The sequence below is a fragment of the Blastococcus sp. TF02A-30 genome, assembly GCF_003319185.1.
Taxonomy (GTDB): Bacteria; Actinomycetota; Actinomycetes; order Mycobacteriales; family Geodermatophilaceae; genus Blastococcus.
The window spans coordinates 175,426-200,263 of sequence record NZ_QOHJ01000005.1 but is presented as its reverse complement, the minus strand read 5'-3'; the positions used below and the strand labels follow the sequence as shown (position 1 = coordinate 200,263).

Here is a 24,838-nt window from a genome sequence, read left to right as displayed (position 1 = left end):
GATGACCGTCACCGAGGACCGTCCGACCAGCTCGCAGACGCAGGCCAGCACCGGCCGCGTGGTGCGGGTGACCGGGCCGGTCGTCGACGTCGAGTTCCCGCGCGACGCGATGCCCGACCTGTTCAACGCCCTGAAGGTCGACGTCACCCTGGCCGACCTGGGCAAGACCCTCACCCTCGAGGTGGCCCAGCACCTGGGTGAGAACGTCGTCCGCACCATCTCGATGGCGCCGACCGACGGTCTCGTCCGCGGCGCCGAGGTCACCGACACCGGCAACCCGATCATGGTGCCGGTGGGCGAGGCCGTCACCGGGCACGTGTTCAACGCCCTCGGCGACTGCCTCGACACCCCGGGGTACGGCACGGACGCCCCGCACTGGTCGATCCACCGGCACGCGCCGCGGTTCGACCAGCTCGAGGGCCGCACCGAGATGCTGGAGACCGGCATCAAGGTCATCGACCTGCTGACCCCGTACGTGGCCGGCGGGAAGATCGGCCTGTTCGGTGGTGCCGGCGTCGGCAAGACCGTGCTGATCCAGGAGATGATCCGCCGCGTCGCCCAGGAGTTCGGTGGCGTGTCGGTGTTCGCCGGTGTCGGCGAGCGCACCCGTGAGGGCAACGACCTCATCACCGAGATGACCGAGTCCGGCGTCATCAACTCGACCGCGCTGGTCTTCGGCCAGATGGACGAGCCGCCGGGCACGCGTCTGCGGGTGGCGCTCTCCGCGCTGACGATGGCGGAGTACTTCCGCGACGAGATGAGCCAGGACGTGCTCCTCTTCATCGACAACATCTTCCGGTTCACCCAGGCCGGCTCCGAGGTCTCCACGCTGCTCGGCCGCATGCCGTCGGCCGTGGGCTACCAGCCGACCCTGGCCGACGAGATGGGTGAGCTGCAGGAGCGGATCACCTCGACCCGTGGCCGGTCGATCACCTCGATGCAGGCGATCTACGTGCCCGCCGACGACATCACCGACCCGGCGCCGCACACCACGTTCGCCCACCTCGACGCGACGACCGTGCTCTCGCGGCCGATCTCGGAGAAGGGCATCTACCCGGCCGTGGACCCGCTGGACTCCACCAGCCGGATCCTCGACCCGCAGTACGTGGGCAACGAGCACTACGACATCGCCCAGCGGGTGAAGCAGGTGCTGCAGCGCTACCAGGAGCTGCAGGACATCATCGCCATCCTCGGCATCGACGAGCTCTCCGAGGAGGACAAGGTCACCGTCAACCGGGCCCGTCGCGTCGAGCGCTTCCTCTCGCAGAACATGTTCGTGGCCGAGGCGTTCACCGGTCAGCCCGGTTCCTTCGTCCCGCTGTCGGAGACGCTGCAGGCGTTCAAGGCGATCACCGACGGCGAGTACGACAACGTCCCGGAGCAGGCCTTCTTCATGTGCGGTGGCCTCGAGGACCTCGAGAAGAACGCGGAGCAGCTGAAGCGCTAGCCGCTGCGGCACCCCGTCCGACGGCCGGGTCTCCCTCCGGGGAGGCCCGGCCGTCGTCGTCCCGTCACCCGAACGGTTGTATTCCGGGTCACATGGCTCCAGTATCGGTGCCGCAGTGCCGACCATCACCCTGGTGCGCCCGAGCCGCGGGCGCCGTCCCGAGGACCGACGTGGACACCACGACCGCAGCCGCCGCCCCCGCCGGCAGCTCCGGGGACACCTGGAGCTGGGCTCCCTACGCGCCGGAGGAGTCCGTGCGCTACCGCCTGGAGGAGTGGGCGCCGCCGACGGCGGTACGCCGACCCTGGGTCCGGGTCGGCCGGTTCACGCTGCTCTACCGCCGGGCCTGCTGAGGCCCCGTCCGGAACCGGTGAGCCGGGCGCGGCTAGAGTGGTAGCCCCGTCCGTGATCCCGAGGAGTGTCGTGGCGACCCTGCAGGTCGAGTTGGTGGCCGTCGAGCGCAAGATCTGGTCCGGCGAGGCCGAGCGGGTCATCGCCCGCACCACCGAGGGCGAGCTGGGCGTGCTGCCCGGCCATGCGCCGCTGCTGGGCCAGCTGGCCGACGGCGGTGTGGTGACCATCCGCGTCGCCGGCGGTGAGGACGTCGTCGTCGCCGCGCACGGCGGCTTCCTGTCCGTCAGCGACAAGGGCGTCTCCATCCTCGCGGAGACCGCCGAGATCTCCACCGAGATCGACGTGGAGCGCGCCCGCGAGGCGCTGCGCCGCGCCGAGTCCGAGGGCGACGACCCCGAGTCCATCGCGGCGGCCCGCCGGGCCCAGTCCCGCCTGCAGGCCGCCGGCGCCTCCGCCACCGCCTGACCTCAGCGCGACCGTGACCACAGCCCTGCTGGTCCTCGTGGGGCTGGCCGTGCTGGTGGTCGCGGTTGTCTTCCTGCTCCGCCGCCGGTTCCTGCTGTCCGGCCTGGGGGCGGTCACGATGTGGTTCCGCCCGGCCGGCTCGCCGCGCTGGTCGGTGGGGGTGGCCTGGTACGGCGGTGAGGCGCTGCTCTGGTACCGGGCGCTGTCGCTGTCGGTGCGCCCGCAGCAGCGGCTGTGCCGGGCGGACTTCCGGGTCGACGCGCAGCGCCCGGCCGGCCGCGACGACCTCGCGCTCCCGGACGACGTCGTCGTGCTGGAGTGCGTCACCGCCGAGGGCCCGCGCGAGCTGGCGATGGACCGCTCGACGGTGACCGGCTTCCTCTCCTGGCTGGAGTCCGCGCCCCCCGGCAACTAGCCCTGCTGCTGCGCGGCCGCCTCGCGCTGCGCGTGCGCACCGCTGTGCGCGCCCGGCTCCCACAGCACGTCGCCGCCGGGGTTGGCGACCCGGGACAGGATGAACAGCAGGTCGGAGAGCCGGTTGAGGTAGCGGGCGGTCTCGGGGTTGGTGCGCTCGGGCTCCGCGGCGATCAGCGCCCACACGCTGCGCTCCGCGCGCCGGGTCACCGCCCGGGCCTGGTGCAGCAGCGCGGCCAGCGGCGTGCCGCCGGGCAGGATGAAGCTGTCGAGCTTGGGCAGGGCGGCGTTGTGCTCGTCGCAGGCCGCCTCCAGCCGTTCGGTGTAGGCGGCGGTGATCCGCAGCGGCGGGTACTGCGGGTCGGGCACGACCGGCGTGCACAGGTCGGCGCCGACGTCGAACAGGTCGTTCTGGATGCTGCGCACCAGCTCGGCCAGCGCCGGCTCCGGGGAGCCCAGGGCGAGGGCCAGGCCCAGCACCGTGTTGGTCTCGTCCACGTCCGCGTAGGCGACGACGTGCGGGTCGGTCTTCGGGACCCGGCTCATGTCGCCGAGGTGGGTCTGCCCGGCGTCGCCGGTCTTGGTGTAGATGCGGGTGAGCCGGACGGTCATGGCGGCGAGCCTAGGTGCACCGCGGCACCCCGCGGCGTCCCGGTGCCTTCGACCCTGGCAGGTGGACCCTTGGACCGCTGCGCCGGGCAGCGGTACCGCCTGAGGTGGTCGCATGGCACATCCGCTGCGGCAGGACGCGCGCCCCGTCGTCGACGCCTCGACCACCGCGCGCGGCAGCCGGATCGACCTCGACGGGGTGAGCCGGCGCTACCGGGTCGGGGAGGTGACGGTCACCGCGCTCGAGCAGGTGGACCTGCACGTCGACGAGGCGGCGTTCGTGGTCATCCTCGGCCCGTCCGGGAGCGGCAAGACCACGCTGCTGAACCTGATCGGCGCCCTCGACGTCGCCACCGAGGGCCGGGTCCGCGTGGCCGGCCAGGACCTCACCGCCGCCTCCCGCGTCGAGCGGGCGCGGCTGCGGCGGCACACGGTGAGCTTCGTCTTCCAGAGCTTCAACCTGTTCCCGGGTCTCACCGCGCTCGAGAACGTGCAGTTCGGCGCGGACGTCGCCGGCCGGGAGCACCCCCGTGAGGCGGCGGCCGCCACGCTGGCCGAGGTGGGCCTCGAGGCCCGGGCGGCCCACTTCCCGCACCAGCTCTCCGGAGGCGAGCAGCAGCGCGTCGCGATCGCCCGCGCCCTGGCCACCGGCAACCCGGTCCTGCTGGCCGACGAGCCCACGGGCGAGCTGGACTTCCGCACCGGCGTGGCCATCCTCGAACTCCTCCGCCGCCAGGCGGAGGCGGGCACGACGGTCCTCGTGGTCACGCACAACCGGGAGATCGCCCGGGTGGCGGACCGGGTCGTCGAGCTGTCCAGCGGGCACGTCGTGGGCGACGGGCCGCCCCCCGGAGGCCGGGCACCGGTCTCCGAGCTGCACTGGTAGCCGGCAGTGCGCACCCGGGGGCTGTTCCTGCGCTGGACCGCGCGGGATCTGCGCAGGCGCTGGCTGCTGGTCGCCGCCATCGCGCTCGTGCTCGCGCTGGGCACGGGCACCTACGCCGCCCTGATCGGCTCCTCGGACTGGCGCCGCGAGTCGAACGACCGCAGCTTCGCCCTCCTGCGCATGCACGACGTGCGGATGACCCTGAGCGAGGGGCTCACCGCCGACGCCGGCGTGCTGGCCGACGCCGTGACCCGGATCCCGCAGGCCGGCCAGGTGCAGGACGTCGCCGAGCGGCTGGTGGTCCCCACGCTGGTGGACGTGTCCGGCCCGGGGGAGCAGGTCCTGGTGCCGGGCCGCATCGTCGGGATGCCGGTCGACCCGCCGGTGGACCTGCTGCACGTGACCAGCGGTCAGGGCCTGCGGGCCGGCGACCCCGCCGTCGTCCTCGAGCGCTCCTTCGCCGACTACTACGACCTGCCCGACGCCGGGACGCTGCGGGTGGCGGGGAACCGGGCGGTGTCCTACGCCGGGCACGGCCAGCTGCCCGAGTACTTCGCCATCGCGGGCGGAGGTGGTGGCTCGTTCACCACGGAGGCGGGCTTCGGCGTCGTCTTCGCGCCGCTGGAGACCGCCCAGCAGCTGGCCGGCGCTCCCGGCCGGGTCAACGAGGTGGTGCTGCGCCTGGCCCCGGGGGCCGACGACGAGGAGGTCGCCGCGGCGCTGGAGGACGAGCTCGCCGGCCGCGGGCTCGCCGGGACGGCGGTGGTCAAGGGCGAGGAGGTCGTCTACCGCACGCTCTACGAGGACATCGACGGCGACGAGCAGTTCTGGCGGATCATCGCCGGGCTCCTGCTGGCGGGGGCGGCCTTCGCGACGTTCAACCTCACCACCCGCGTGGTGGAGGCGCAGCGCCGCGAGATCGGCATCGGCATGGCGCTCGGGCTGCCGCGCTGGCGGCTGGCCATCCGGCCCCTGGCGCTCGGGCTGCAGATCGCGGTCGTCGGCGTGCTGCTCGGCGTCGTGGTGGGCGTGGTCACCGGCCGGCTGTTCGGCGGCCTGTTCCGGTCGCTGCTCCCGCTGCCGGTCTGGGAGCAGGCCTTCCCCTACGCCACCTACCTCCAGGCGGCCGCGCTGGGCTTCCTGCTGCCGCTGCTGGGCGTGGCCTGGCCGACCTGGCGCGCCGTGCGGGTGGAGCCGGTCGAGGCCATCCGGGTCGGGCACCTCGCCGCCAGGGGGACGCGGCTGGCCCCGCTGCTGCGGCGGATCGCGCTGCCCGGACGGTCCTGGCACCAGATGCCGGTGCGCAACCTCGTCCGGACGCCGCGGCGCACGGTGCTCACGGCGCTCGGGATCGGGGCCGCGATCGCCACGCTGGTGACCGTCTTCGGCATCCTGGACTCCTTCACCCGGACGCTGGACGACTTCGACGCCGAGACCACGACCTCGGCGCCGGACCGGGTCACCGTCCAGTTCACCGACGTGCTGCCGGAGGACGCGCCGCAGGTGGCGGCCGTGTCCGCCGCCCCGCAGGTCGGCGGGTCCGCCGCGACGCTGCTCGTGGAGGGGACCGCGCGCGCGGGGGGCGAGGAGGTGCCGCTCGCGCTCTCCGTGCGCGACATGGCCGGCGGGCTGTGGCGGCCCACCGTGACCGGCGGGGATCCCGCGGACGGCGTCGTCCTCAGCGAGGTCGCCGCGCGGGACCTCGGCGTGGCGCCCGGCGACCGGGTCGAGCTGGACCACCCGCAGCGGAGCGCCGCCGGGGTCACCCGCGCCACCACCGAGGTGGTCGTCGCCGGCACCCATCCCGGGCCGATCCGGGCGGTGGCCTACCTCGACCGCTCCCGGGCGGCGCCCTTCGGCATGGCGGGGCTGGTCAACGTCCTCGAGGTGTCGCCGGCGGGAGGCGTGACCCAGGACGAGCTCACCCGGGCGCTGTTCGAGGTGCCCGGCGTCGCCTCCGTGCAGGCCGCCACCGCCGTCACCGACAGCTTCCGCGAGGCCCTCGGGGCCTTCACGAGCGTGCTCGGGGTCGCCGCCGCCATCACCCTGCTGCTCGCGCTGCTCATCGCGTTCAACGCCACCAGCATCGCCACCGACGAGCGGGCCCGCGAGCACGCCACGATGTTCGCCTTCGGGCTGCCGCGCCGCGCCGTGCTCGCGATGAGCATGGTCGAGAGCGCGCTGATCGGGCTGCTCGGGACCGGAGCCGGGGTGGGGCTGGGGTACCTGCTCACCCGCTACACGGTCGAGGTGCAGCTGCACCGGACGCTGCCGGAGTTCTGCATGCCCGCGGTCGTCTCGCCCACGACCGTCGGCGTGGCGCTCGCCCTCGGCGTGGGCGCGGTGGCCCTCACGCCCCTGGTCACGCTCCGCCAGCTCGGCCGGATGGACATCCCCGCCACGTTGCGCGTCGTGGAGTAGCGCCGGCCCTCTCGTAGGGTGGGCCGGTGGAGTGCTTCGAGGTGTCCGGTGGAACCGCCCTGTCCGGCCGGGTCCGCGTCACCGGCGCCAAGAACAGCGCCCTCAAGCTGATGGCGGCCGCGCTGCTCGCGCCGGGCCGCACGGCCATCGACGAGGTCCCCGACATCCTCGACGTCGCGATCATGAGCGAGGTGCTCCGCCGCCTCGGCTGCGACGTCACCTACGAGCGGACGCCCGGCAGCGGGGGAGGGGGCCGGGTCGTCGTCGACGTGCCGGAGAAGCCCTCCACCGAGACCGACTACGACCTGGTGCGCCGCATGCGGGCGTCGATCAGCGTGCTGGGCCCGCTGGTGGCCCGCTGCGGCAGCGCCCGGGTGGCCCTGCCCGGCGGTGACGCGATCGGGTCCCGTGGGCTGGACATGCACATCTCCGGCCTGGAGCGCCTCGGCGCCACGATCGTCAGCGAGCACGGGTTCCTCGTGGCCACCGCGCCCCGCCTCACCGGGACGTCGATCTGGCTGGACTTCCCGTCGGTCGGCGCCACCGAGAACCTGGTGATGGCGGCCGTGCTCGCCGAGGGCACCACGGTCATCGACAACGCGGCCCGCGAGCCCGAGATCGTCGACCTCTGCAGCATGCTCACCGCCATGGGTGCCCGCATCGACGGCGCCGGCACCTCCACGATCACCGTGGAGGGCGTCGAGGGGCTCTCCCCGGTGGAGTGCACCACGGTGCCCGACCGGATCGTCGCGGGCACGTGGGCCATCGGCGCGGTCATGACCCAGGGCGACGTCGTCGTGGAGCGGGCGGTGGCCGAGCACCTCACGGTGGCGCTCGACAAGCTGACCGACGCCGGCGCGACCGTCGAGACGCTGCCCGACGGCTTCCGGGTGGCCATGCAGGACCGGCCCCGTGCCGTCGACGTCGTCACCCTGCCGTTCCCCGGGTTCCCGACCGACCTGCAGCCCATGGCGGTGGCGCTGGCCGCAGTCTCCACCGGGACGGCGCTGATCACCGAGAACGTGTTCGAGGGCCGGTTCATGTTCGTGAACGAGCTGGTGCGTCTCGGCGCGGACGTCCGCATCGACGGGCACCACGCGGTCGTGCGGGGCCGCGAGCGGTTGTCCAGCGCCCCGGTGCTGGCCACCGACATCCGCGCCGGCGCCGGGCTGGTGCTCGCCGGGCTGGTGTCCGACGGCGTGACCGAGGTGCAGGACGTGCACCACGTCGACCGCGGCTACCCCGACTTCGTCGAGCAGCTGCGCGGCCTGGGCGTGCGGATCGAGCGGACCCAGCGCCCCGCCTGAGGCCTCAGCCGCGGAACGTCGCGGCCAGCGCCCGCGCCCGCTCGGCGTCCTCGGGGAAGACCAGCACGTCGGTGCGGTGCGGTGCCGGGCTGCGCAGGGTCGACCGGATGCCCGCGTCGGAGAGCACCGCGCGCAGCGCCAGCGCCGTCGAGCGGGTGGCCACGGTGGCGACCGGGGCCAGCAGCCCGGCCTCGGGCCGGGCGCGCGGCCGGCCGCGGCCGTAGCCGGGGCCGAACGCCCAGCGCGTGATGAGCGCCAGGGCGGCCACCACCAGGACGGCGATGATCACGCTCGTCATCGGTCCGACCTCCCGTCCGTGCTCCGTTCGAGTGTGCCACCGGCCACAGGCAGGGGAGACCTCCGGCCACGGGGCTGCTACCGGCGGGTAACCGCCCTACACTCCGCTGGCATGCCGTTCCCTTCAGCGCCGAAGGAGCGCGACCGCCCCTGGGTCATGCGCACCTACGCCGGCCACTCCTCGCCGGCCGAGTCCAACGCCCTCTACCGGCGGAACCTCGCCAAGGGCCAGACCGGTCTGTCGGTGGCCTTCGACCTGCCGACCCAGACCGGGTACGACCCCGACGACGAGCTCGCCCGCGGCGAGGTCGGCAAGGTCGGTGTGCCGGTCACGCACATCGGTGACATGCGGGCCCTCTTCGACGGCATCCCGCTCGACGAGATGAACACGTCGATGACGATCAACGCGACGGCGATGTGGCTGCTCGCGCTGTACCAGGCCGTCGCCGAGGAGCACGGGCACGACGTCTCCAAGCTCGCCGGGACGACGCAGAACGACATCATCAAGGAGTACCTGTCGCGGGGCACCTACGTGTTCCCGCCGGCTCCGTCGATGCGGCTGATCACCGACATGGTCGCCTACACGGTCACGACCATGCCGAAGTGGAACCCGATCAACATCTGCAGCTACCACCTGCAGGAGGCGGGGGCGACGCCGGAGCAGGAGATCGCCTACGCCCTGTCGACGGCGATCGCCGTCCTGGACTCGGTGCGCGACTCCGGCCAGGTGCCGCAGGAGAAGTTCGGCGAGGTCGTCGCGCGCATCTCCTTCTTCGTGAACGCGGGTGTCCGCTTCGTCGAGGAGATGTGCAAGATGCGCGCGTTCACGCAGCTCTGGGACGAGCTGACGCAGGAGCGCTACGGCGTCCAGGACCCCAAGCACCGGCGGTTCCGGTACGGCGTGCAGGTCAACTCCCTCGGCCTGACCGAGGCGCAGCCGGAGAACAACGTCCAGCGGATCGTGCTGGAGATGCTCGCCGTCACGCTGTCCCGCGACGCCCGCGCCCGTGCTGTGCAGCTGCCGGCCTGGAACGAGGCCCTGGGCCTGCCCCGGCCGTGGGACCAGCAGTGGTCGCTGCGCCTGCAGCAGGTGCTGGCCTACGAGACCGATCTGCTCGAGTACGAGGACCTCTTCACCGGGTCCGTCGTCGTGGAGAAGAAGGTCGCCGAGATCGTCGAGGGCGCCCGCGCCGAGATGGCCCGCGTGCAGGAGATGGGCGGTGCCGTCGCGGCCGTCGAGTCCGGCTACATGAAGGGCCAGCTCGTCGGCTCGCTCGCCGAGCGGCGCCGGCGGATGGAGAGCGGCGAGGACGTCGTCGTCGGCGTCAACAAGTTCGACAGCACCGAGCCCAACCCGCTCACCGCGGACCTCGACACCGCGATCATGGTCGTCGACCCCGCCGTGGAGGCCGCCGCGCAGGAGGCCGTGCAGAAGTGGCGGGCCGAGCGCGACCCCGAGCCGGTGCAGCGGGCGCTGGACCGGCTGCGCGCCGCCGCGGGCACCGACGAGAACCTGATGCAGGCCACCCTGGAGTGCGCCCGCGCCGGCGTGACGACGGGGGAGTGGGCCGGCGTCCTGCGCGAGGTCTTCGGCGAGTACCGGGCGCCCACCGGCGTCGCCGCGGCCAGCGGCGGCGGTGAGGCCGACCAGACCCTCACCGAGGTCCGCGAGCGGGTGCGCGCCACCGGCGAGGAGCTGGGCGGGCGGCTGCGCTTCCTGGTCGGCAAGCCCGGCCTGGACGGGCACTCCAACGGCGCCGAGCAGATCGCCGTCCGCGCCCGCGACGCCGGGTTCGAGGTGATCTACCAGGGCATCCGGCTGACGCCGTCGCAGATCGTCTCCGCAGCGGTCGAGGAGGACGTGCACGTCGTCGGCCTGTCCGTGCTCTCGGGCTCGCACCTGCAGGTGGTGCCGGCCGTGCTCCAGGGCCTGAAGGACGCCGGCCTCGACGACGTGCCGGTCGTGGTCGGCGGGATCATCCCCGACAGCGACGCGCGCCGGCTCCGCGAGCTGGGCGTGGCCCGGGTGTTCACGCCGAAGGACTTCGGGCTCAACGACATCATGGGCCAGGTCGTGGACGTGATCCGCGAGGCGAACGGCCTGGGGGAGAAGGTCCCGCAGCCGGCCTGAGGTCGCTAGCGTCGGGGGATGACTGACGGCGCACCCCGGGTAGAGCGCGACGGCGACGCCGTCCGCATCACGATGGTGCGGGCGGCGCGCCGCAACGCGCTCTCCCGCGAGCACCTGACCCAGCTGCTGGCCGCGGTCACGGACGTCGGGGAGTCCGACGCGACCGGGATCGTGCTGGCCGCCGAGGGGCCGGTGTTCAGCGCCGGGCACGACTTCGCCGACGTCGCCGGCAAGCCGGTCGCGGAGGTGCGCAGCCTGCTCCAGCTGTGCACCGAGCTGATGCAGACCATCCAGGACGTCCCCCAGGTGGTCGTCGCCCGCGTGCACGCCCTGGCGACCGCCGCCGGGTGCCAGCTCGTCGCCTCCTGCGACCTCGCCGTCGCCGCCGAGTCCGCCGGCTTCGCCGCACCGGGCGGCAAGGGTGGCTGGTTCTGCCACACCCCGATGGTGGCGATCGCCCGCAACGTCGGGCGGAAGCGGGCGATGGAGCTGGCCCTCACCGGCGACGTGATCGGCGCGCGGACGGCGCTGGAGTGGGGGCTGGTCAACCGGGTGGTGCCCGACGCCGAGCTCGATGCCGCGGTCGCGGACCTCCTGGACCGGGCGACCCGCGGTTCCCGGGCGAGCAAGGCCTGGGGCAAGCAGACGATGTACGCCCAGCTGGACCGCCCGGAGCGCGATGCGTACACGACGGCGGTCGAGGTCATGGCGGCGGCGAGCCAGCTCGACGGGGCGCGGGAGGGCATGGCCGCGTTCCTGGAGAAGCGCTCCCCCGTCTGGACCGACTGAGGTGAGACCGGCCACATCCGGCATGGATGCGGCCGGCCGGGCATTGATCCCTTCCGTGCAGAACCTGTGGGGCCTGACGCGCCGGCGCGCGCTCGACTTCGGGCGGACGACGACCGCGAGCTGTTGACGCTCCCCGCTCCCGCCGTCCCCTCCCTCCCGCAGAACAGGTAGCCCACCCGTGCTCGCTCGTCTCCGCCGCGTGCCCTTCGGCGCGCAGGTCCTCCTCGCCCTCGTGGTCGGCGTCGCCCTCGGCTTCGTCGCCCGCGAGATGGGCACCGTCTCCGACGGCTCGCCCAACTGGCTGACCAGCACCCTGCAGACCATCGGCAGCAGCTTCGTCTCGCTGCTCAAGGCCCTGGTCCCGCCGCTGATCGTCACCGCCGTCGTCGTCTCCATCGCCAACCTCAAGCAGGTCTCCAACGCCGCCCGCCTGGCCGGGCAGACGCTGCTGTGGTTCGCCATCACCGCGCTCATCGCCGTCGCCATCGGCATCGGCCTGGGCCTGCTCACCGAGCCCGGCAGCAACAGCTCGGTCGACGCCTCCAGCGCCCAGGACGTCGGCACGACCGGCGGCTGGTGGGACTTCCTCAAGGGCCTGGTCCCCGGCAACATCCTCGGGCTGCAGGCCTCGGCAGGTGCCGACGGCTCGGTCGGCCTGTCGTTCAACGTGCTCCAGCTGATCGTCATCTCGGTCGCGATCGGCGTGGCGATCCTCAAGATCGGCGCGGCCGCCGAGCCCTTCCTCAACCTCACCCGCTCGGCGCTGGCGGTCGTGCAGAAGGTCCTCTGGTGGGTCATCCTGCTGGCCCCGATCGGCACCGTCGGCCTGATCGGCAACGCCGTGGCCAGCTACGGCTGGGACTCCCTGGGCTCGCTCGGCGTCTTCGCCGGCGCGGTCTACGCGGGCCTGGCCCTGGTGCTGTTCGTCGTCTACCCGGTGCTGCTCAGGGCCCACGGCCTCTCGCCGCTGCGGTACTTCGCCGGTGCCTGGCCGGCCATCCAGCTGGCCTTCGTCTCCCGCTCCTCGATCGGCACCCTGCCGGTGACCGAGCGGGTGACCGAGCAGAACCTCGGCGTCCCGCGGTCCTACGCCTCGTTCGCCGTCCCGCTGGGCGCCACCACCAAGATGGACGGCTGCGCCGCGATCTACCCGGCGCTGGCCGCGATCTTCGTCGCCCAGTTCTTCGGCGTGGACCTGTCGATCACCGACTACCTGCTCATCGCGCTGGTCTCGGTCATCGGCTCGGCGGCCACCGCCGGCGTCACCGGCGCCGTCGTCATGCTGACCCTGACGCTGTCGACCCTGGGCCTGCCGCTGGCCGGCGTCGGCCTGCTGCTGGCGATCGACCCCATCCTCGACATGGGCCGCACCGCGGTGAACGTCGCCGGCCAGGCGCTGGTGCCGACCATCGTGGCCAAGCGCGAGGGCATCCTCGACGTCGAGCGGTACAACTCGACCTCGCCGGTCGAGCCGCTGGCGACGGTGGAGGAGCAGGACGGCGTGGACGCCGACCTGCGCCGGCCCGCCTCGGTCTGATCCCCGCGCGCACGGGCCCGGTCCTCCTCGGAGGGCCGGGCCCGTCGTCGTTCACCCGGTCAGGTCCGCGCAGGTGGACTCGTGCGGGAGCAGGGGCCGGAACGTCACCGACCAGGTGCCGCCCGCCGACGACCACGGCGTGAGCACGGTCGCGGCACCCGCCGCCTCCCGCACCGCGACGGCCTGCTCGCCGGTGGCCACGACGCAGGAGACGTCGGGACCGATCGGCTCCCCGGGCAGCGCCGGCCCGGGCCACGGCTGCGGGGGCCCGGCGAAGTCGACGCCGGAGCCGTCGTCCTCCGGGGCGGTCCACGGCCGGACGACGGCGGCGACGGCGGCCGGCTCGTAGACCTGCGGCGAGCCGTCACCGGGCTGCGCCACGCCGAGCAGGCGGTCCAGGAGCTCCTGCAGCTCCGCGCGGGCCGCCTCCTGCTCCGCCGACAGACCGCCCGCGCCCATCCCCTCCGAGAGCGCGTAGGCCTCGCGGACGAAGCGCTCCTCGGCGGTGACGACCGTGAACCTCGTGGACGGCGCATCGGCCACGGGAGGGGAGCCGAGGTCGGCGGTGTCCGCCACGCCGGCGTCCAGCGCCAGCTCGACCAGTTCCTGGACCTGCCCGACGGGCACCTGGCGCACCTGCACGTTGGGCCAGGCGAACCCCCGGTAGATGGCGGCCACCGGTCCCTGCCCGAAGACGCGGCCGTCGGCGTGCACGCTGACCAGGGGCAGCCGGCCGGCGTCGGCGCCCGGCTGGGTGAACCCGCCCACGCGGTCGACCTGCAGCACCAGCGCCCCGGGATCCCCGGGCAGGTCCGGTGACGGTGCCGGGTCCGGCGCCCCGGCCGGCTGCTGCCCGCACGCCCCGAGGGCACCGACCAGCACGAGCACCGCCGCCGCACGCAGGACCGCCATGCCTGCTCGACGTCGGGGTGCGGCCGGCGGTTCCCGAGCAGGTACCGTCGGCGCCCGTGCGCCTGGTCATCGCCCGCTGCTCCGTGGACTACATCGGGCGGCTCACCGCCCACCTGCCGATGGCGACCCGCCTGCTGCTGGTCAAGGCCGACGGCTCGGTCTCCATCCACGCCGACGACCGCGCCTACAAGCCGCTGAACTGGATGACCCCGCCCTGCACGCTCAGGGACGAGCTGGCCGACGGCAGCGGCACCTGGACGGTCACCAACAAGGCCGGCGAGCAGCTGGTCATCACGATCGACGCCGTCCTGCACGACCACTCGCACGAGCTCGGCGTCGACCCCGGCCTGCAGAAGGACGGCGTCGAGGCGGAGCTGCAGCGGCTGCTCGCCCTGCACGTGGAGACCTTCGGGGCCGGCTGGTCGCTGGTGCGCCGCGAGTACCCGACCGCCATCGGCCCGGTCGACCTGCTGTGCCGCGACGCCGACGGGCGCACCGTGGCCGTCGAGATCAAGCGCCGGGGCGAGATCGACGGCGTCGAGCAGCTCACCCGCTACCTCGAGCTGCTCAACCGCGACCCGCTGCTGGCCCCGGTCAAGGGCGTGTTCGCCGCCCAGGAGATCAAGCCGCAGGCCAAGGTGCTCGCCCAGGACCGCGGCATCGACTGCGTGACCGTCGACTACGCCGTCCTCAAGGGCACCGACGACCCGTCCCAGCGCCTCTTCTAGGCCCGGCTCCCCGGTAGCACCCGCGAACGGGGAACCGGCGGGTGAGAGACTGCCCGCGATCACCGACGGTGGGAGGAGATGGCAACGTGGCCAGGGAACTGAACGAGGTCGGCGTCGTGGGGCTGGGCACCATGGGTGCCGGCATCGCGGAGGTGCTCGCGCGGGCGGGCCTGTCGGTCACCGCCGTCGAGGTCAGCGACGAGGCCGTCGCCCGCGGGCGCGCGCACGTGGAGCAGTCCACCGACCGCGCGGTGAGCCGCGGCAAGCTGGACCCCGCCGACCGCGACGCCATCTTCGAGCGGATCCGGTTCAGCTCCTCGATGGAGGACCTGGCGAACGCCGAGCTGGTCATCGAGGCCGTGCCCGAGCGCATGGAGCTCAAGGCGGACATCTTCGCGAAGCTGGACAAGATCTGCCCGCCGGACACCATCCTGGCGACGAACACCTCGAGCCTCTCGGTCACCGAGCTCTCGGTCGTCACCGGCCGGCCGAGCAAGGTCATCGGCATGCACTTCTTCAACCCCGCGCCGGTCATGAAGCTGGTCGAGGTCGTGCGCACCGTCGTCACCGAGCCGTCGGTCGTCGAGGACGTCGAGGCGCTGGCCGCCCGGCTCGGCAAGGTCGACGTGACCATCGGCGACAAGGCCGGGTTCATCGCCAACGCGCTGCTGTTCGGCTACCTCAACCACGCGGTCTCCATGTACGAGAACCGCTACGCCTCGCGCGAGGACATCGACGCCGCCATGCGCCTGGGCTGCGGCCTGCCCATGGGCCCGCTCGCGCTGATGGACCTCATCGGCATCGACACCGCCTACGAGATCCTCGACACGATGTACAAGCAGTCGCGCAACCGGCTGCACGCGCCCAGCCCGATCATCAAGCAGATGATGACCGCCGGTCTGCTGGGCCGGAAGGTCGGCCGCGGCTTCTACACCTACGCCGAGGAGGGCTCGGCCGAGGTCGTCGCCGATGCGCAGACCCCGACCCCCGGCGGCGCCGCCGAGGGTGCCCGCGAGGTGCGGACGGTCGGCGTCGTCGGCTCGGGCACGATGGCCACCGGCATCATCGAGGTCGTGGCCAAGGGCGGTTACGACGTCGTCTTCGTGGCCCGTGCGGCGGAGAAGGTCGAGGCGGTGCACAAGGCGCTGGCCAAGTCGCTGGAGAAGCAGGTGCAGCGCGGCCGCCTGGAGGAGTCCGCCCGCGACGAGATCCTCGGCCGGATCACCGGCACGACCTCGCTGGACGACCTCGCCGACCGCGACCTGGTCATCGAGGCCGTCGTCGAGTCGCTGCCGGTGAAGGAGGCGCTGTTCGCCAACCTCGGCGAGATCGCCAAGCCGGGCGCCGTGCTGGCGACCACCACGTCGAGCCTGCCGGTCATCGAGTGCGCCAAGGCCAGCGGCCGCCCCGCCGACGTCGTCGGCATGCACTTCTTCAACCCGGCCCAGGTCATGAAGCTGGTCGAGGTCGTCTCCACCATCTCCACCGCTCCGGACGTGGCGGCCACCATCCACGCGGTCTCGGCGCAGCTGGGCAAGCACGCGGTGTCCTGCACCGACCGCGCGGGCTTCATCGTCAACGCGCTGCTCTTCCCGTACCTGAACGACGCGGTGAAGATGCTGGAGGCGCACTACGCCACGGCCGACGACATCGACGCCGCGATGAAGGTGGGCTGCGGGTACCCGATGGGTCCCTTCGAGCTGCTGGACGTGGTGGGCCTCGACGTGTCGCTGGCCATCGAGCGGGAGCTGTACACGGAGTTCCGCGAGCCCGGGTTCGCGCCCGCCCCGCTCCTGGAGCACCTGGTCACCGCGGGCTACCTCGGCCGCAAGACCGGCCGCGGCTTCCGGGACTACGCCGGCCGCTGAGCGTGCCCCGTCGCCGTCCGCGCGCCGGCTCCCGCCCGCAGGGCCGGGAGCCGGCGCGTCGCGCGGAGACGGTCGAGGAGGCCGCCGACGGCGACTGGGTGGTGCGCCCCCTCACCGGCTCGGCCACCGGTAAGACCTACCGGTGCCCCGGCTGCGACCAGGAGATCCGGCCGGGGACACCGCACGTGGTGAGCTGGCCGGCCTACGCCCGGGACTCCGACCTCGACCCCTGGGACACCGACAGCGCCGCCGACCGGCGCCGGCACTGGCACACCACCTGCTGGCGGGCCCGCGACCGCCGTCGCTAGCCGGCTCGGGCGGAGACGACCAGGTTGTCCTCGTAGCTGCCGGCCACCCGGTCGAAGGCGCCGCCGCAGGTGATCAGCCGCAGCTCGGGCCCGGGGGTGGCGCCGTAGACAGCGGTCGTGGGGAAGGCGTCCTTGGCGTACCGGTCGACGGCGGTGACGACGAAGCGCACGGTCGTCCCGTCGGCGCGATCGACCAGCACCTCGTCACCTGGCACGAGCCGGTCCAGCCGCGCGAACACCGTCGGCCGGCCGGCCCAGTCGACGTGCCCGGCCAGCACGGCCGGCCCCTGACCACCCGGCGCCGGACCACCGGCGTGCCAGCCGGCGACCGCCGGGTCGGCGGGCACCACGAGCGCGCCCGCGCCGTCGACGCCGGTGGCGGGGACGGCGGCATCCACCCCGGCGGCGGGGACCCGTAGCCGCACGGGCGCCGCCACGGCCACCGCCGGGCTGCTGGCCGCGGCCGCGACGTCCGCGGGCCGGGGGAGGGCGGGAGAGGTGCCGGGGAGCAGCGCGGCCGCGAGGACGACGGCGGCGGCCAGCCGGGCGGGGTGCCGCCGGCCGAGGGCCAGGCCGGCGACGACCAGCGCGCCGGTCAGCAGGACGGCGGGCTGCCCGCTCCCTCCGCCCGCCTCCACGCCACCCACCGGCACGACGGCGGGCGCGACGGCGTCGGGAAGGGCACGGAGCGCCAGGCCGGCGCCCTCCGGCGCGTCCAGCGCGAGCACCGTGACCACGCTGCCGGGCCGGAGGTCCAGTGCCAGCTCGGCCACCGCCGTGCCCGCGGTGACCCGCACGGTCGAGGTGCCGGCCGGCACCTCGATCCAGGCTCCCGCGGTGGCGAAGGGCAGGTCCGCGGCCAGCGGAGGGCCGCCGGAGAGCTCGGCGTCCAGCTGCGCTGCCGAGCCCGCGGCCGCGAGGACGCGCACCCGGGCCGCTCCCGGTCCGGGGGCGCTCAGGTCGTCGGCGAGGGCGGTGAGCGCGATCGACTCGAACCGGCCGCTCAGCGCGACGGTGCGGGCAGTGCCGGCCGGGACCTCGACGCGGGTGGACAGCACGGGAGGGCTACTGGACGGGGCGCCGGCCGCGCGCACGCTGAGCGCGTAGGCGCCCGGTGCCAGGTCGCGGTACCCGCCGGCGTCCCCGTAGGCCAGACCGGTGGCGAGGTCGGGCCCGGCGTCCACCGCGGGGCCGGTCGCCGGTGCCGGGGTGAGCGCGACGTCGACGGCCGGGGTGTCGGGGGAGAGGTGGACCACCCGCAGCCGCCCGGTCTCCGCCGCCCCGGCGGGCGCGGCCCAGCCGAGGGTGAGCACGACCAGCGCGACGGCCAGCAGCCCGCACGTCGTCCGGACCGTGCGGTCGCGGCACGTGCGGGCTGCCGGCCGAGCGTGCGCTGGGTTCAGGAACGACCCTGCCCGACGGGAGCGTCGATCGCCTGCGTGCTCGGCCCGGTGGTGGCGCCGGTGCGCGGGGGCATCGGCAGCTGGCGGGTCGGCGGGTTGGTCTCCGTGCGGGTGGGCTGCTGCGCCGCGGCCTGCTCGCCGGCAGCGCGGGTGGGCTGCTGCGCCGGGGCGGTGGTCTCCACGGCCGGGGCGGAGGGGGCCGTGGTGCCGCTGTCCTCGGCCGCCGGGGCGGCGGGCGCCGGCGTGGCCTCCGGAGCCGCGGCGGTCGGGGCGGTGGTCTCCGCCGCGGCGGAGGTGCCGGTGCGCGGCGTCGGCTGCGGGCGGCGCTCGGGCTCCCGCTGCTCCGGCTCGCGGGCGGCCGGTGCCTGCTGCGGGCGGTCGCCGAGGTCGGGCAGGTTGTCGAGCAGACGGCGGGCCTGGATGAGCCGGCCGGTCAGCTCGTCCCGGACGTCGCGGATGGCCTCGGCCTTCGCCTCGCCCTCGGCGATGAGCTGGGCGGCCTGCTGCTCGGCGGCGGCGATCCGCTGGCGGGCGGCCTGCGTGGAGACGCGCTCGCGCTCCTCCTCGACGCGGGCGGCCTCGGCACGGCGGGCGCGCTGGGCGATGTCGAAGTCCTCCTCGACCTTCGCCCGGCGGGCCTGCGACTCGGCGTCGAGGCGGGCGACCCGCTCCTGGGCCTTGGCCACGAGCTCGTCGGCGCGCTGCTGGGCCTTCTGCATGATCTGCTCGGCGTTCTGCCGGGCCTCGGCGATCATGCGCTCCACCTCGGCCTGCGCGGCGGCGTGCCGCTCCAGCAGCGCGCGCTCCTCGGCGGCGGTCTGCTCGCGCACCGCCTGGGCGTCCACCTCGGCGGCGCGGCGGATCTCGGCCGCCTCCTCCTCGGCGAGCTGCAGCATGTGCTGGATGCGCTCGCTGATGTTCTCGAAGGTGGGGGCGGAGGCGGTCGCGGCCTTGCGGCGCAGCGCCTCGATCTCGCCGTGCATGGCCGACAGCTGCGAGGCGAGGTCGGCGGTGCGGGAGACGGCGGCGTCGCGGTCGGCGAGGGCGATGCGGAAGTCGGCCTCGAGCCGCTCGATCGTCTCGGCCACCTGGTTGCGGTCGTATCCCCGGAGGACGACGTCGAACGAGTGCTGCGCCTCGTGCATCGGCAGTTCGTGGCGGGGGTCGCTCATGCCGCCATCCTCGCAGACGCGGGAACCGTGCGTCAGCGTGTCGGGAGGACCCGGATCCCAAGCGTCCCGGACGTCCCGTGGGCCACGACGCGGCGCTGCCGGACGCACGAGGGCCCGGCTCCCCTGGGGGAGCCGGGCCCTCGCGACCGGGTGCCGCGGTTCAGACGCCGCGGAAGCGGTTGATGGCGTCGACGTGCTTCGCGCGCTTCTCGGCGTCCTTGACGCCCAGCCCCTCCTCGGGGGAGAGGGTCAGCACGCCGACCTTGCCCTGGTGGGCGTTGCGGTGGACGTCGAGGGCGGCCTGGCCGACCTCGTCCATGGGGTAGACCTTCGACAGGGTCGGGTGGATGAGCCCCTTGTCGATGAGCCGGTTGGCCTCCCACGCCTCCTTGTAGTTGGCGAAGTGGGAGCTCAGGATCTTCTTGAGGTTCATCCAGAGGTACCGGTTGTCGTACTGGTGCATGTAGCCGGTGGTCGACGCGCAGGTGACCACGGTGCCGCCCTTCTTGGCGACGTAGACGCTGGCGCCGAAGGTCTCGCGGCCCGGGTGCTCGAAGACGATGTCGACGTCCTCACCGCCGGTCAGCTCGCGGATCTTCTTGCCGAGGCGCTGCCACTCCTTGGGGTCCTGGGTGTTCTCGTCCTTCCAGAACCTGTACTGCTCGGCGGAACGGTCGATGACCAGCTCGGCGCCCATCTTGCGGACGATCTCGGCCTTCTCCGGGCTGCTGACCACGCACACCGGGATGGCGCCGCCGTTGAGCGCCATCTGGGTGGCGTAGGAGCCCAGGCCGCCGGACGCGCCCCAGATGAGCACGGTGTCGCCCTGCTTCATCGCCGCGCCGTTCTTGCTGACCAGCTGCCGGTAGGCGGTGGAGTTCACCAGGCCGGGTGCGGCAGCCTCCTCCCAGGAGAGGTGGGCCGGCTTGGGCATGAGCTGGTTGCTCTTGACCAGGGCCATCTCGGCGAGGCCGCCGAAGTTGGTCTCGAAACCCCAGATCCGCTGCTGCGGGTCCATCATCGTGTCGTCGTGGCCCGCGGGGTCCTCGAGCTCCACCGAGAGGCAGTGCGCGACGACCTCGTCACCGGGCTTCCACTTGTTCACGCCGGGGCCCACGCGCAGCACGACGCCGGCCAGGTCGGAGCCCACGATGTGGTACGGCAGGTCGTGCCGCTTGGTCAGCTCGGAGACCTTGCCGTAGCGCTCGAGGAAGCCGAACGTGGACACCGGCTCGAAGATCGACGTCCAGACGGTGTTGTAGTTCACCGACGAGGCCATGACGGCGACGATCGCCTCGCCCGGGCCGAGCTCCGGGGTGGCGACCTCCTGGACGTGCAGCGACTTGCGGGGGTCCTTCTCCTTGGTGGGCATCCCCTGGAACATGTCCTGCTCGTCCTTGCGCACCACCACGGCGCGGTAGGACTCCGGCACGGCCAGACCGCCGATGGCGTCCAGCTGGTCGGCGAGGATGGCGTCCCTGATCTCGTTCACGCGTGCTCCCGGGTCTTCTTTGGCTCGGTAGGGCGGTACGGCGGTGCGTCGGCCGGATGTTACTGGTGGGTAGCGATCAGTGCCCAGCGGCCGGCTGGACCAGCTCCACGAGGACCCCGCCGGCGTCCTTCGGGTGGATGAAGTTGACCCGGCTGTCCGACGTCCCGCGCTTGGGGGTGTCGTAGAGCAGCCGGAGGCCGCGCTCGCGCAGGGTCGCGCTGACCGCCTCGACGTCGTCGACGCGGAAGGCCAGCTGCTGCAGGCCCGGACCGGAGCGGCCGATGAACTTCGCGATCGTCGACTCCGGCGTCAGCGGGGCGAGCAGCTGGATGCGGGTGTCGCCGTCGCCGACGGCGAGCATCGCCTCGCGGACGCCCTGCTCCTCGTTGGTCTCCTCGTGCACGGAGCGCACGCCGTACTTCTCGGCGTAGAAGGCGATCGCCTCGTCCAGGTCCGGGACGGCGATGCCGACGTGGTCGATGGTGGTGAACAGGCCCGCGGGCAGGCCGGCGGCGGTGTGATCGGCGTCGGTGGTGGTCACGAGGGCATGGTGCCGAACAGACGTCCATGACGACAGCCGGAGTGGCGGTCTTCACCCGTCGGGCGTGACCGCGACCACAGATCTGGCCCTGCCGCACGTCGGGGCGCGGATTTATCCTTCCGGGAAGGCCCGACGCCGCGCCGGTTCCCCGCCGCGGTGCGACCCGACAACGGGGCCCGCCAACGACGGCGGCCCGGCACTGGAGGCAGCATGTCCCGCTCCGTCATCGTCAGCGGCGCCCGCACCCCGATGGGCCGGCTCCTCGGCTCCCTCAAGGACTTCTCGGCGGCCGACCTCGGCGGCGTCGCCATCAAGGCCGCGCTCGAGCGGGCCGGCATCTCCGGTGACCAGGTCGACTACGTGATCATGGGTCAGGTCATCCAGGCCGGAGCCGGCCAGAACCCGGCTCGCCCGGCCGCGGTCGCCGCGGGCATCCCCATGTCCGTGCCCTCGCTGACCATCAACAAGGTGTGCCTCTCCGGCCTCAACGCGATCGCCCTGGCCGACCAGCTCATCCGCGCCGGCGAGTACGACGTCGTCGTCGCCGGGGGCATGGAGTCGATGACCCAGGCGCCGCACCTGCTGGCGAACTCGCGCACCGGCACCAAGTACGGCGACACCAAGCTCGTCGACGCGATGGCCCACGACGGGCTCTCCGACACCTTCGACCAGGTCGCGATGGGCGTGCTGACCGAGCAGGCCAACAGCCGCTACGACCTGACCCGCGAGGAGCAGGACGAGTTCGCCGCGGGCAGCCACCAGAAGGCGGCGCGGGCGCACAAGGACGGCATCTTCGCCGAGGCCATCGCGCCGGTCCTCATCCCGCAGCGCAAGGGCGACCCGATCGAGTTCACCGAGGACGAGGGGATCCGGCCCGACACCACGGCCGAGAGCCTGGCCAAGCTGAAGCCGGCCTTCGCCAAGGACGGCACGATCACCGCCGGCACCGCCTCGCAGATCTCGGACGGCGCCTGCGCGGTCGTCGTCATGAGCGCGGAGAAGGCCGCTGAGCTGGGCATCACCCCGATCGCCGAGATCGGCGCGCACGGCGTCGTCGCCGGCCCGGACGCGACCCTGCAGTCCCAGCCGTCCCGGGCCATCCAGAAGGCCTGCGAGCGCGAGGGCATCGACCCGAAGGACCTCGACCTGGTCGAGCTGAACGAGGCCTTCGCCGCGGTGGCCATCGTCTCCACCCGCGAGCTCGGCATCGACCCGGAGAAGGTGAACCCGAACGGCGGCGCCATCGCCCTGGGCCACCCGGTCGGCATGAGCGGTGCCCGCGTCGTGCTCGACGTGGCGCTGGAGCTGCGCCGCCGCGGTGGCGGTGTCGGCGCCGCCGCGCTGTGCGGTGGCGGTGGCCAGGGCGACGCGCTGATCCTGCACGTCCCCGCCCAGGCGTGACGTCGGACGGCACCGCCGTCCAGGCGCCGGCCCCGGAAGCCCCCCGCGGGCGCCGGGGCCGGCGCGCTGTCGACGTCCCCGCGCTGGTCGCCGGCGCCCGGGAGGGCGACGCCCGCTCGGTGGCCCGGCTGATCTCGCTCGTGGAGGACGCCAGCCCCGCCCTGCGCGAGGTGGCGGCCGCTCTGGCGCCGCACACCGGCAACGCGCAGGTGCTCGGGCTCACCGGGTCCCCGGGCGTCGGCAAGTCGACGACGACGACGGCGCTCGTGCGGGCGCTGCGGGCGGCCGGCAAGCGCGTCGGCGTCCTCGCGGTCGACCCGTCGTCGCCGTTCTCCGGCGGCGCGCTGCTCGGCGACCGGGTGCGGATGCAGGACCACGCCGGCGACGGCGGGGTCTACATCCGGTCGATGGCCTCGCGCGGGCACCTGGGCGGGCTGTCCTGGGCCACGCCCCAGGCGCTGCGCGTGCTCGACGCCGCCGGCTGCGACGTCGTGCTCATCGAGACCGTGGGCGTCGGGCAGTCCGAGCTGGAGATCGCCTCGCTGGCCGACACCACGCTGGTGCTCGTCGCCCCGGGCATGGGTGACGGCATCCAGGCGGCCAAGGCCGGGATCCTCGAGGTGGCCGACGTCTTCGTCGTCAACAAGGCCGACCGCGACGGCGCCGACCAGACCGTCCGCGACCTGCGGTACATGCAGTCGCTCGGCGGCCGGCACTCCGAGGCCGGCTCCTGGCGGCCGCCGATCTGCCGCACCGTGGCGGCGCGCGACACCGACAACGGGATCGACGAGGTGCTGGCGAAGGTCGAGGAGCACCGGCAGTGGCTGGAGTCCTCGGGCGAGGGGCACCGCCGTCGCACCGAGCGGGCGGCCCGCGAGATCGAGGCGATCGCCCTGGCTGCGCTGCGCGCCCGGCTGGGTGACGTGCACGGCTCCGCCGCGCTCGCGACCCTGGCCGAGCGGGTGGTGGCGGGCGAGACCGACCCCTACGTGGCTGCCGACGAGCTCGTCGCCCAGCTCTGAACCACCGGCCGGCGCCGGACCCGCTCGACCAGCCGCTCCCAGGGCGCGATCGACAGGACCGCGACGCAGTGCGGCAGGAAGATGATCTGCACCCCGGCGTAGGTCATCACGTGGAAACCCAGCAGGAAGACGACCAGGGCGATCCGCGCCCGGTCGCTGCGCACGAACAGCATGAGCGGGGCGGCGAACTCCAGGACCAGGATGGCCCACTGCGCGGTCGGCAGCAGGCCCGGGACGTCGACCGTCCAGTCGGCCAGGTCGGTGCCGCGGCGCAGCACCGCGCGGGTCAACGTCGACCCGGTCGGCCAGTCCCACCCGCCGAAGCGCACCTTGGCCCAGGCGGCGAGGAAGTAGGTGAGCATGACGGCGACGAAGATCGCCGCCATCGCCCAACCGGCGGCCTCCGACGACCGGCGGTCGCGGAAGCGGGCCCGGCCCACGGTCGGCAGCACGGCGAGCGCGACGAGGAAGGCGATCCGGTCGTGGTCGACCTTGCCGTAGCTCATCGCGATGACCATCCACTCCGCGTAGAGCACGAACACGGCCGCGCCCAGCAGCCGCGGAGCCCGGCCCGTGGCCGCGGCGACCGAGGTGACGACCAGCGCCCACATCACGACGGTCACCACTGCGTGCGTCGGCGTCGGGAGGTGCAGCAGCCGGCCGATCAGCAACGGTTGGTACCACTCGGTCGGCACGTCGGCGTGCGCGCGGACCCAGGCCGTGGTGAGGAAGACGTCGACCAGGATGAACAGGTAGGCGATCACCCGGAAGACCGCGACCCGCGCCAGCGGCACGGGCTGGAACCACCAGCGGCGGCTGCCCGGCGGTGCGGTCGGTGCGGCGGTGCTCATCGGTCCCCGTCCTCCAGGTCGTGCTGGACGACGACGCGGTCGGTGTAGCCGCCGGTCGGCCGTCCGTCGGCCAGCTCCAGGCGGCGGTGCACCACGCGCACCGACACCAGCTCCGGGGCCGAGGGGTGCGCCTCCTCGAAGGCGTCGGCCAGCAGGCCCAGGAGCTCGGGGTGCTCCCGTATGCGGTGGATCTGCCCCTCGAACTCCGCGCGGCGCAGCCCGACCTGGCCCCCGGAGAGCTTGATCTCCTCACCCGCGGCGGTCAGCCCCACGGCGCGGGTGGAGATCACGGGGGTGTTGGGGTCGTTGCGCGTCGAGTACATGCGGAACGGGCCGAACGGGAACTCGTCGTCGTCGCCCCAGAGCGTTCCGGCGAGCAGCAGGGCCAGGACGACGGCGACACCGGCCAGCCGCCGGCGGCGTGCCGCCGGCGTCAGCCGGACGACGTCCGCCGCGGCCGCAGGTGAGAGCTGGTGCACGGGC

Annotated in this window: 24 protein-coding genes; 15 read left to right on the top strand and 9 right to left on the bottom strand. The window is 73.7% G+C overall.

Going from position 1 to position 24,838, the window contains the following annotated elements; genetic code table 11:
- Position 1 precedes the first annotated feature (1 nt).
- From atpD to DQ241_RS12765, 4 genes are all read left to right on the top strand, one after another.
- Entirely contained in the window at positions 2 to 1,447 is a 1,446-nt protein-coding gene (atpD, locus tag DQ241_RS12780; RefSeq protein ID WP_113830585.1) for a F0F1 ATP synthase subunit beta, read from the top strand.
- A gap of 170 nt (positions 1,448 to 1,617) precedes the next feature.
- Positions 1,618 to 1,800: a hypothetical protein gene (locus DQ241_RS12775; protein ID WP_113830584.1), complete on the top strand. Its 183-nt coding sequence runs from the start codon at positions 1,618 to 1,620 to the stop codon at positions 1,798 to 1,800.
- A gap of 70 nt (positions 1,801 to 1,870) precedes the next feature.
- Positions 1,871 to 2,266 (top strand): F0F1 ATP synthase subunit epsilon, encoded by a 396-nt coding sequence (locus tag DQ241_RS12770; RefSeq protein WP_113830583.1) that lies wholly within the window; start codon positions 1,871 to 1,873, stop codon positions 2,264 to 2,266.
- A 13-nt stretch (positions 2,267 to 2,279) separates the two neighbouring features.
- Complete coding sequence (locus tag DQ241_RS12765) at positions 2,280 to 2,681, top strand: DUF2550 domain-containing protein (RefSeq protein WP_113830582.1); 402 nt, start codon at positions 2,280 to 2,282, stop codon at positions 2,679 to 2,681.
- Here DQ241_RS12765 and DQ241_RS12760 read toward each other — a convergent pair.
- The gene (locus DQ241_RS12760; RefSeq protein WP_113830581.1) at positions 2,678 to 3,292 is read right to left on the bottom strand and encodes a cob(I)yrinic acid a,c-diamide adenosyltransferase; all 615 of its coding nucleotides are present in this window, start codon (positions 3,290 to 3,292) and stop codon (positions 2,678 to 2,680) included. The two genes, DQ241_RS12765 and DQ241_RS12760, sit on opposite strands and share 4 nt — an antisense overlap.
- 112 nt (positions 3,293 to 3,404) lie before the next feature.
- On the opposite strand from DQ241_RS12760, the gene DQ241_RS12755 reads away from it, so the two are divergent.
- Genes DQ241_RS12755 through murA form a run of 3 tightly spaced genes read left to right on the top strand, consistent with a single transcriptional unit; the run spans position 3,405 to position 7,903 of the window.
- Complete coding sequence (locus tag DQ241_RS12755) at positions 3,405 to 4,175, top strand: ABC transporter ATP-binding protein (RefSeq protein ID WP_113830580.1); 771 nt, start codon at positions 3,405 to 3,407, stop codon at positions 4,173 to 4,175.
- Between the two features lie 6 nt (positions 4,176 to 4,181).
- Positions 4,182 to 6,596, top strand: coding sequence for an ABC transporter permease (locus DQ241_RS12750; RefSeq protein WP_113830579.1), 2,415 nt, complete (start codon positions 4,182 to 4,184; stop codon positions 6,594 to 6,596).
- Between the two features lie 26 nt (positions 6,597 to 6,622).
- Positions 6,623 to 7,903 (top strand): UDP-N-acetylglucosamine 1-carboxyvinyltransferase, encoded by a 1,281-nt coding sequence (murA, locus tag DQ241_RS12745; protein ID WP_113830578.1) that lies wholly within the window; start codon positions 6,623 to 6,625, stop codon positions 7,901 to 7,903.
- 4 nt (positions 7,904 to 7,907) lie between these two features.
- Here murA and DQ241_RS12740 read toward each other — a convergent pair whose 3' ends face one another.
- Positions 7,908 to 8,201, bottom strand: a complete 294-nt coding sequence (locus DQ241_RS12740) for a hypothetical protein (protein ID WP_113830577.1) — start codon at positions 8,199 to 8,201, stop codon at positions 7,908 to 7,910.
- Between the two features lie 111 nt (positions 8,202 to 8,312).
- Here DQ241_RS12740 and DQ241_RS12735 point away from each other — a divergent pair, with 111 nt between their 5' ends.
- The 3 genes from DQ241_RS12735 (at position 8,313) to DQ241_RS12725 (ending at position 12,657) form a co-directional block, all read left to right on the top strand.
- Positions 8,313 to 10,331, top strand: a complete 2,019-nt coding sequence (locus tag DQ241_RS12735) for a protein meaA (protein WP_113830576.1) — start codon at positions 8,313 to 8,315, stop codon at positions 10,329 to 10,331.
- An 18-nt stretch (positions 10,332 to 10,349) separates the two neighbouring features.
- Complete coding sequence (locus tag DQ241_RS12730) at positions 10,350 to 11,120, top strand: enoyl-CoA hydratase-related protein (protein ID WP_113830575.1); 771 nt, start codon at positions 10,350 to 10,352, stop codon at positions 11,118 to 11,120.
- A gap of 178 nt (positions 11,121 to 11,298) precedes the next feature.
- Positions 11,299 to 12,657 carry a dicarboxylate/amino acid:cation symporter gene (locus DQ241_RS12725; RefSeq protein ID WP_113830574.1) on the top strand — a complete coding sequence of 453 codons (1,359 nt, stop codon included), beginning with the start codon at positions 11,299 to 11,301 and terminating at the stop codon, positions 12,655 to 12,657.
- Between the two features lie 51 nt (positions 12,658 to 12,708).
- Here DQ241_RS12725 and DQ241_RS12720 read toward each other — a convergent pair whose 3' ends face one another.
- Positions 12,709 to 13,569: a hypothetical protein gene (locus DQ241_RS12720; RefSeq protein ID WP_113830573.1), complete on the bottom strand. Its 861-nt coding sequence runs from the start codon at positions 13,567 to 13,569 to the stop codon at positions 12,709 to 12,711.
- Between the two features lie 56 nt (positions 13,570 to 13,625).
- Here DQ241_RS12720 and nucS point away from each other — a divergent pair, with 56 nt between their 5' ends.
- The 3 genes from nucS to DQ241_RS12705 all read left to right on the top strand — a co-directional run bounded on the left by nucS (position 13,626) and on the right by DQ241_RS12705 (position 16,473).
- The gene (gene nucS, locus DQ241_RS12715) at positions 13,626 to 14,297 is read left to right on the top strand and encodes an endonuclease NucS (protein WP_113830788.1); all 672 of its coding nucleotides are present in this window, start codon (positions 13,626 to 13,628) and stop codon (positions 14,295 to 14,297) included.
- A gap of 86 nt (positions 14,298 to 14,383) precedes the next feature.
- Positions 14,384 to 16,165: a 3-hydroxyacyl-CoA dehydrogenase family protein gene (locus DQ241_RS12710; protein WP_113830572.1), complete on the top strand. Its 1,782-nt coding sequence runs from the start codon at positions 14,384 to 14,386 to the stop codon at positions 16,163 to 16,165.
- A 2-nt stretch (positions 16,166 to 16,167) separates the two neighbouring features.
- Positions 16,168 to 16,473, top strand: coding sequence for a hypothetical protein (locus DQ241_RS12705; protein ID WP_113830571.1), 306 nt, complete (start codon positions 16,168 to 16,170; stop codon positions 16,471 to 16,473).
- On the opposite strand, the gene DQ241_RS20600 is transcribed toward DQ241_RS12705, so the two are convergent.
- From DQ241_RS20600 to mce, 4 genes are all read right to left on the bottom strand, one after another.
- The gene (locus DQ241_RS20600; RefSeq protein WP_158545926.1) at positions 16,470 to 17,786 is read right to left on the bottom strand and encodes a class F sortase; all 1,317 of its coding nucleotides are present in this window, start codon (positions 17,784 to 17,786) and stop codon (positions 16,470 to 16,472) included. The two genes, DQ241_RS12705 and DQ241_RS20600, sit on opposite strands and share 4 nt — an antisense overlap.
- Before the next feature lie 86 nt (positions 17,787 to 17,872).
- Entirely contained in the window at positions 17,873 to 19,048 is a 1,176-nt protein-coding gene (locus tag DQ241_RS12690; protein ID WP_113830570.1) for a hypothetical protein, read from the bottom strand.
- Positions 19,049 to 19,208: 160 nt separating this feature from the next.
- Complete coding sequence (gene ccrA, locus DQ241_RS12685; RefSeq protein WP_113830569.1) at positions 19,209 to 20,540, bottom strand: crotonyl-CoA carboxylase/reductase; 1,332 nt, start codon at positions 20,538 to 20,540, stop codon at positions 19,209 to 19,211.
- A gap of 76 nt (positions 20,541 to 20,616) precedes the next feature.
- Positions 20,617 to 21,081, bottom strand: coding sequence for a methylmalonyl-CoA epimerase (gene mce / locus DQ241_RS12680; protein WP_113830568.1), 465 nt, complete (start codon positions 21,079 to 21,081; stop codon positions 20,617 to 20,619).
- A 210-nt stretch (positions 21,082 to 21,291) separates the two neighbouring features.
- On the opposite strand from mce, the gene DQ241_RS12675 reads away from it, so the two are divergent.
- Together DQ241_RS12675 and meaB are read left to right on the top strand one after the other, a co-directional pair.
- Complete coding sequence (locus DQ241_RS12675; protein ID WP_113830567.1) at positions 21,292 to 22,482, top strand: acetyl-CoA C-acetyltransferase; 1,191 nt, start codon at positions 21,292 to 21,294, stop codon at positions 22,480 to 22,482.
- The gene (gene meaB, locus DQ241_RS12670) at positions 22,479 to 23,504 is read left to right on the top strand and encodes a methylmalonyl Co-A mutase-associated GTPase MeaB (protein WP_113830566.1); all 1,026 of its coding nucleotides are present in this window, start codon (positions 22,479 to 22,481) and stop codon (positions 23,502 to 23,504) included. The genes DQ241_RS12675 and meaB overlap by 4 nt, the downstream gene beginning before the upstream one ends.
- On the opposite strand, the gene DQ241_RS12665 is transcribed toward meaB, so the two are convergent.
- Both DQ241_RS12665 and DQ241_RS12660 read right to left on the bottom strand, forming a co-directional pair.
- Complete coding sequence (locus DQ241_RS12665) at positions 23,468 to 24,355, bottom strand: MFS transporter permease (RefSeq protein WP_113830565.1); 888 nt, start codon at positions 24,353 to 24,355, stop codon at positions 23,468 to 23,470. The genes meaB and DQ241_RS12665 overlap by 37 nt on opposite strands.
- Complete coding sequence (locus tag DQ241_RS12660) at positions 24,352 to 24,834, bottom strand: hypothetical protein (RefSeq protein WP_113830564.1); 483 nt, start codon at positions 24,832 to 24,834, stop codon at positions 24,352 to 24,354. The genes DQ241_RS12665 and DQ241_RS12660 overlap by 4 nt, the downstream gene beginning before the upstream one ends.
- Positions 24,835 to 24,838: the final 4 nt, after the last annotated feature.

What these genes read in the sequence shown, in the direction of transcription:
- DQ241_RS12730 (WP_113830575.1), top strand. Translation starts at nt 10,350, where the DNA reads ATGACTGACGGCGCACCCCGGGTAGAGCGCGACGGCGACGCCGTCCGC.
- atpD (WP_113830585.1), top strand. Translation starts at nt 2, where the DNA reads ATGACCGTCACCGAGGACCGTCCGACCAGCTCGCAGACGCAGGCCAGC.
- DQ241_RS12740 (WP_113830577.1), bottom strand. Translation starts at nt 8,201, where the DNA reads ATGACGAGCGTGATCATCGCCGTCCTGGTGGTGGCCGCCCTGGCGCTC.
- DQ241_RS12760 (WP_113830581.1), bottom strand. Translation starts at nt 3,292, where the DNA reads ATGACCGTCCGGCTCACCCGCATCTACACCAAGACCGGCGACGCCGGG.
- DQ241_RS12735 (WP_113830576.1), top strand. Translation starts at nt 8,313, where the DNA reads ATGCCGTTCCCTTCAGCGCCGAAGGAGCGCGACCGCCCCTGGGTCATG.
- DQ241_RS12665 (WP_113830565.1), bottom strand. Translation starts at nt 24,355, where the DNA reads ATGAGCACCGCCGCACCGACCGCACCGCCGGGCAGCCGCCGCTGGTGG.
- DQ241_RS12675 (WP_113830567.1), top strand. Translation starts at nt 21,292, where the DNA reads ATGTCCCGCTCCGTCATCGTCAGCGGCGCCCGCACCCCGATGGGCCGG.
- DQ241_RS12720 (WP_113830573.1), bottom strand. Translation starts at nt 13,569, where the DNA reads ATGGCGGTCCTGCGTGCGGCGGCGGTGCTCGTGCTGGTCGGTGCCCTC.
- DQ241_RS12755 (WP_113830580.1), top strand. Translation starts at nt 3,405, where the DNA reads ATGGCACATCCGCTGCGGCAGGACGCGCGCCCCGTCGTCGACGCCTCG.
- DQ241_RS12690 (WP_113830570.1), bottom strand. Translation starts at nt 19,048, where the DNA reads ATGAGCGACCCCCGCCACGAACTGCCGATGCACGAGGCGCAGCACTCG.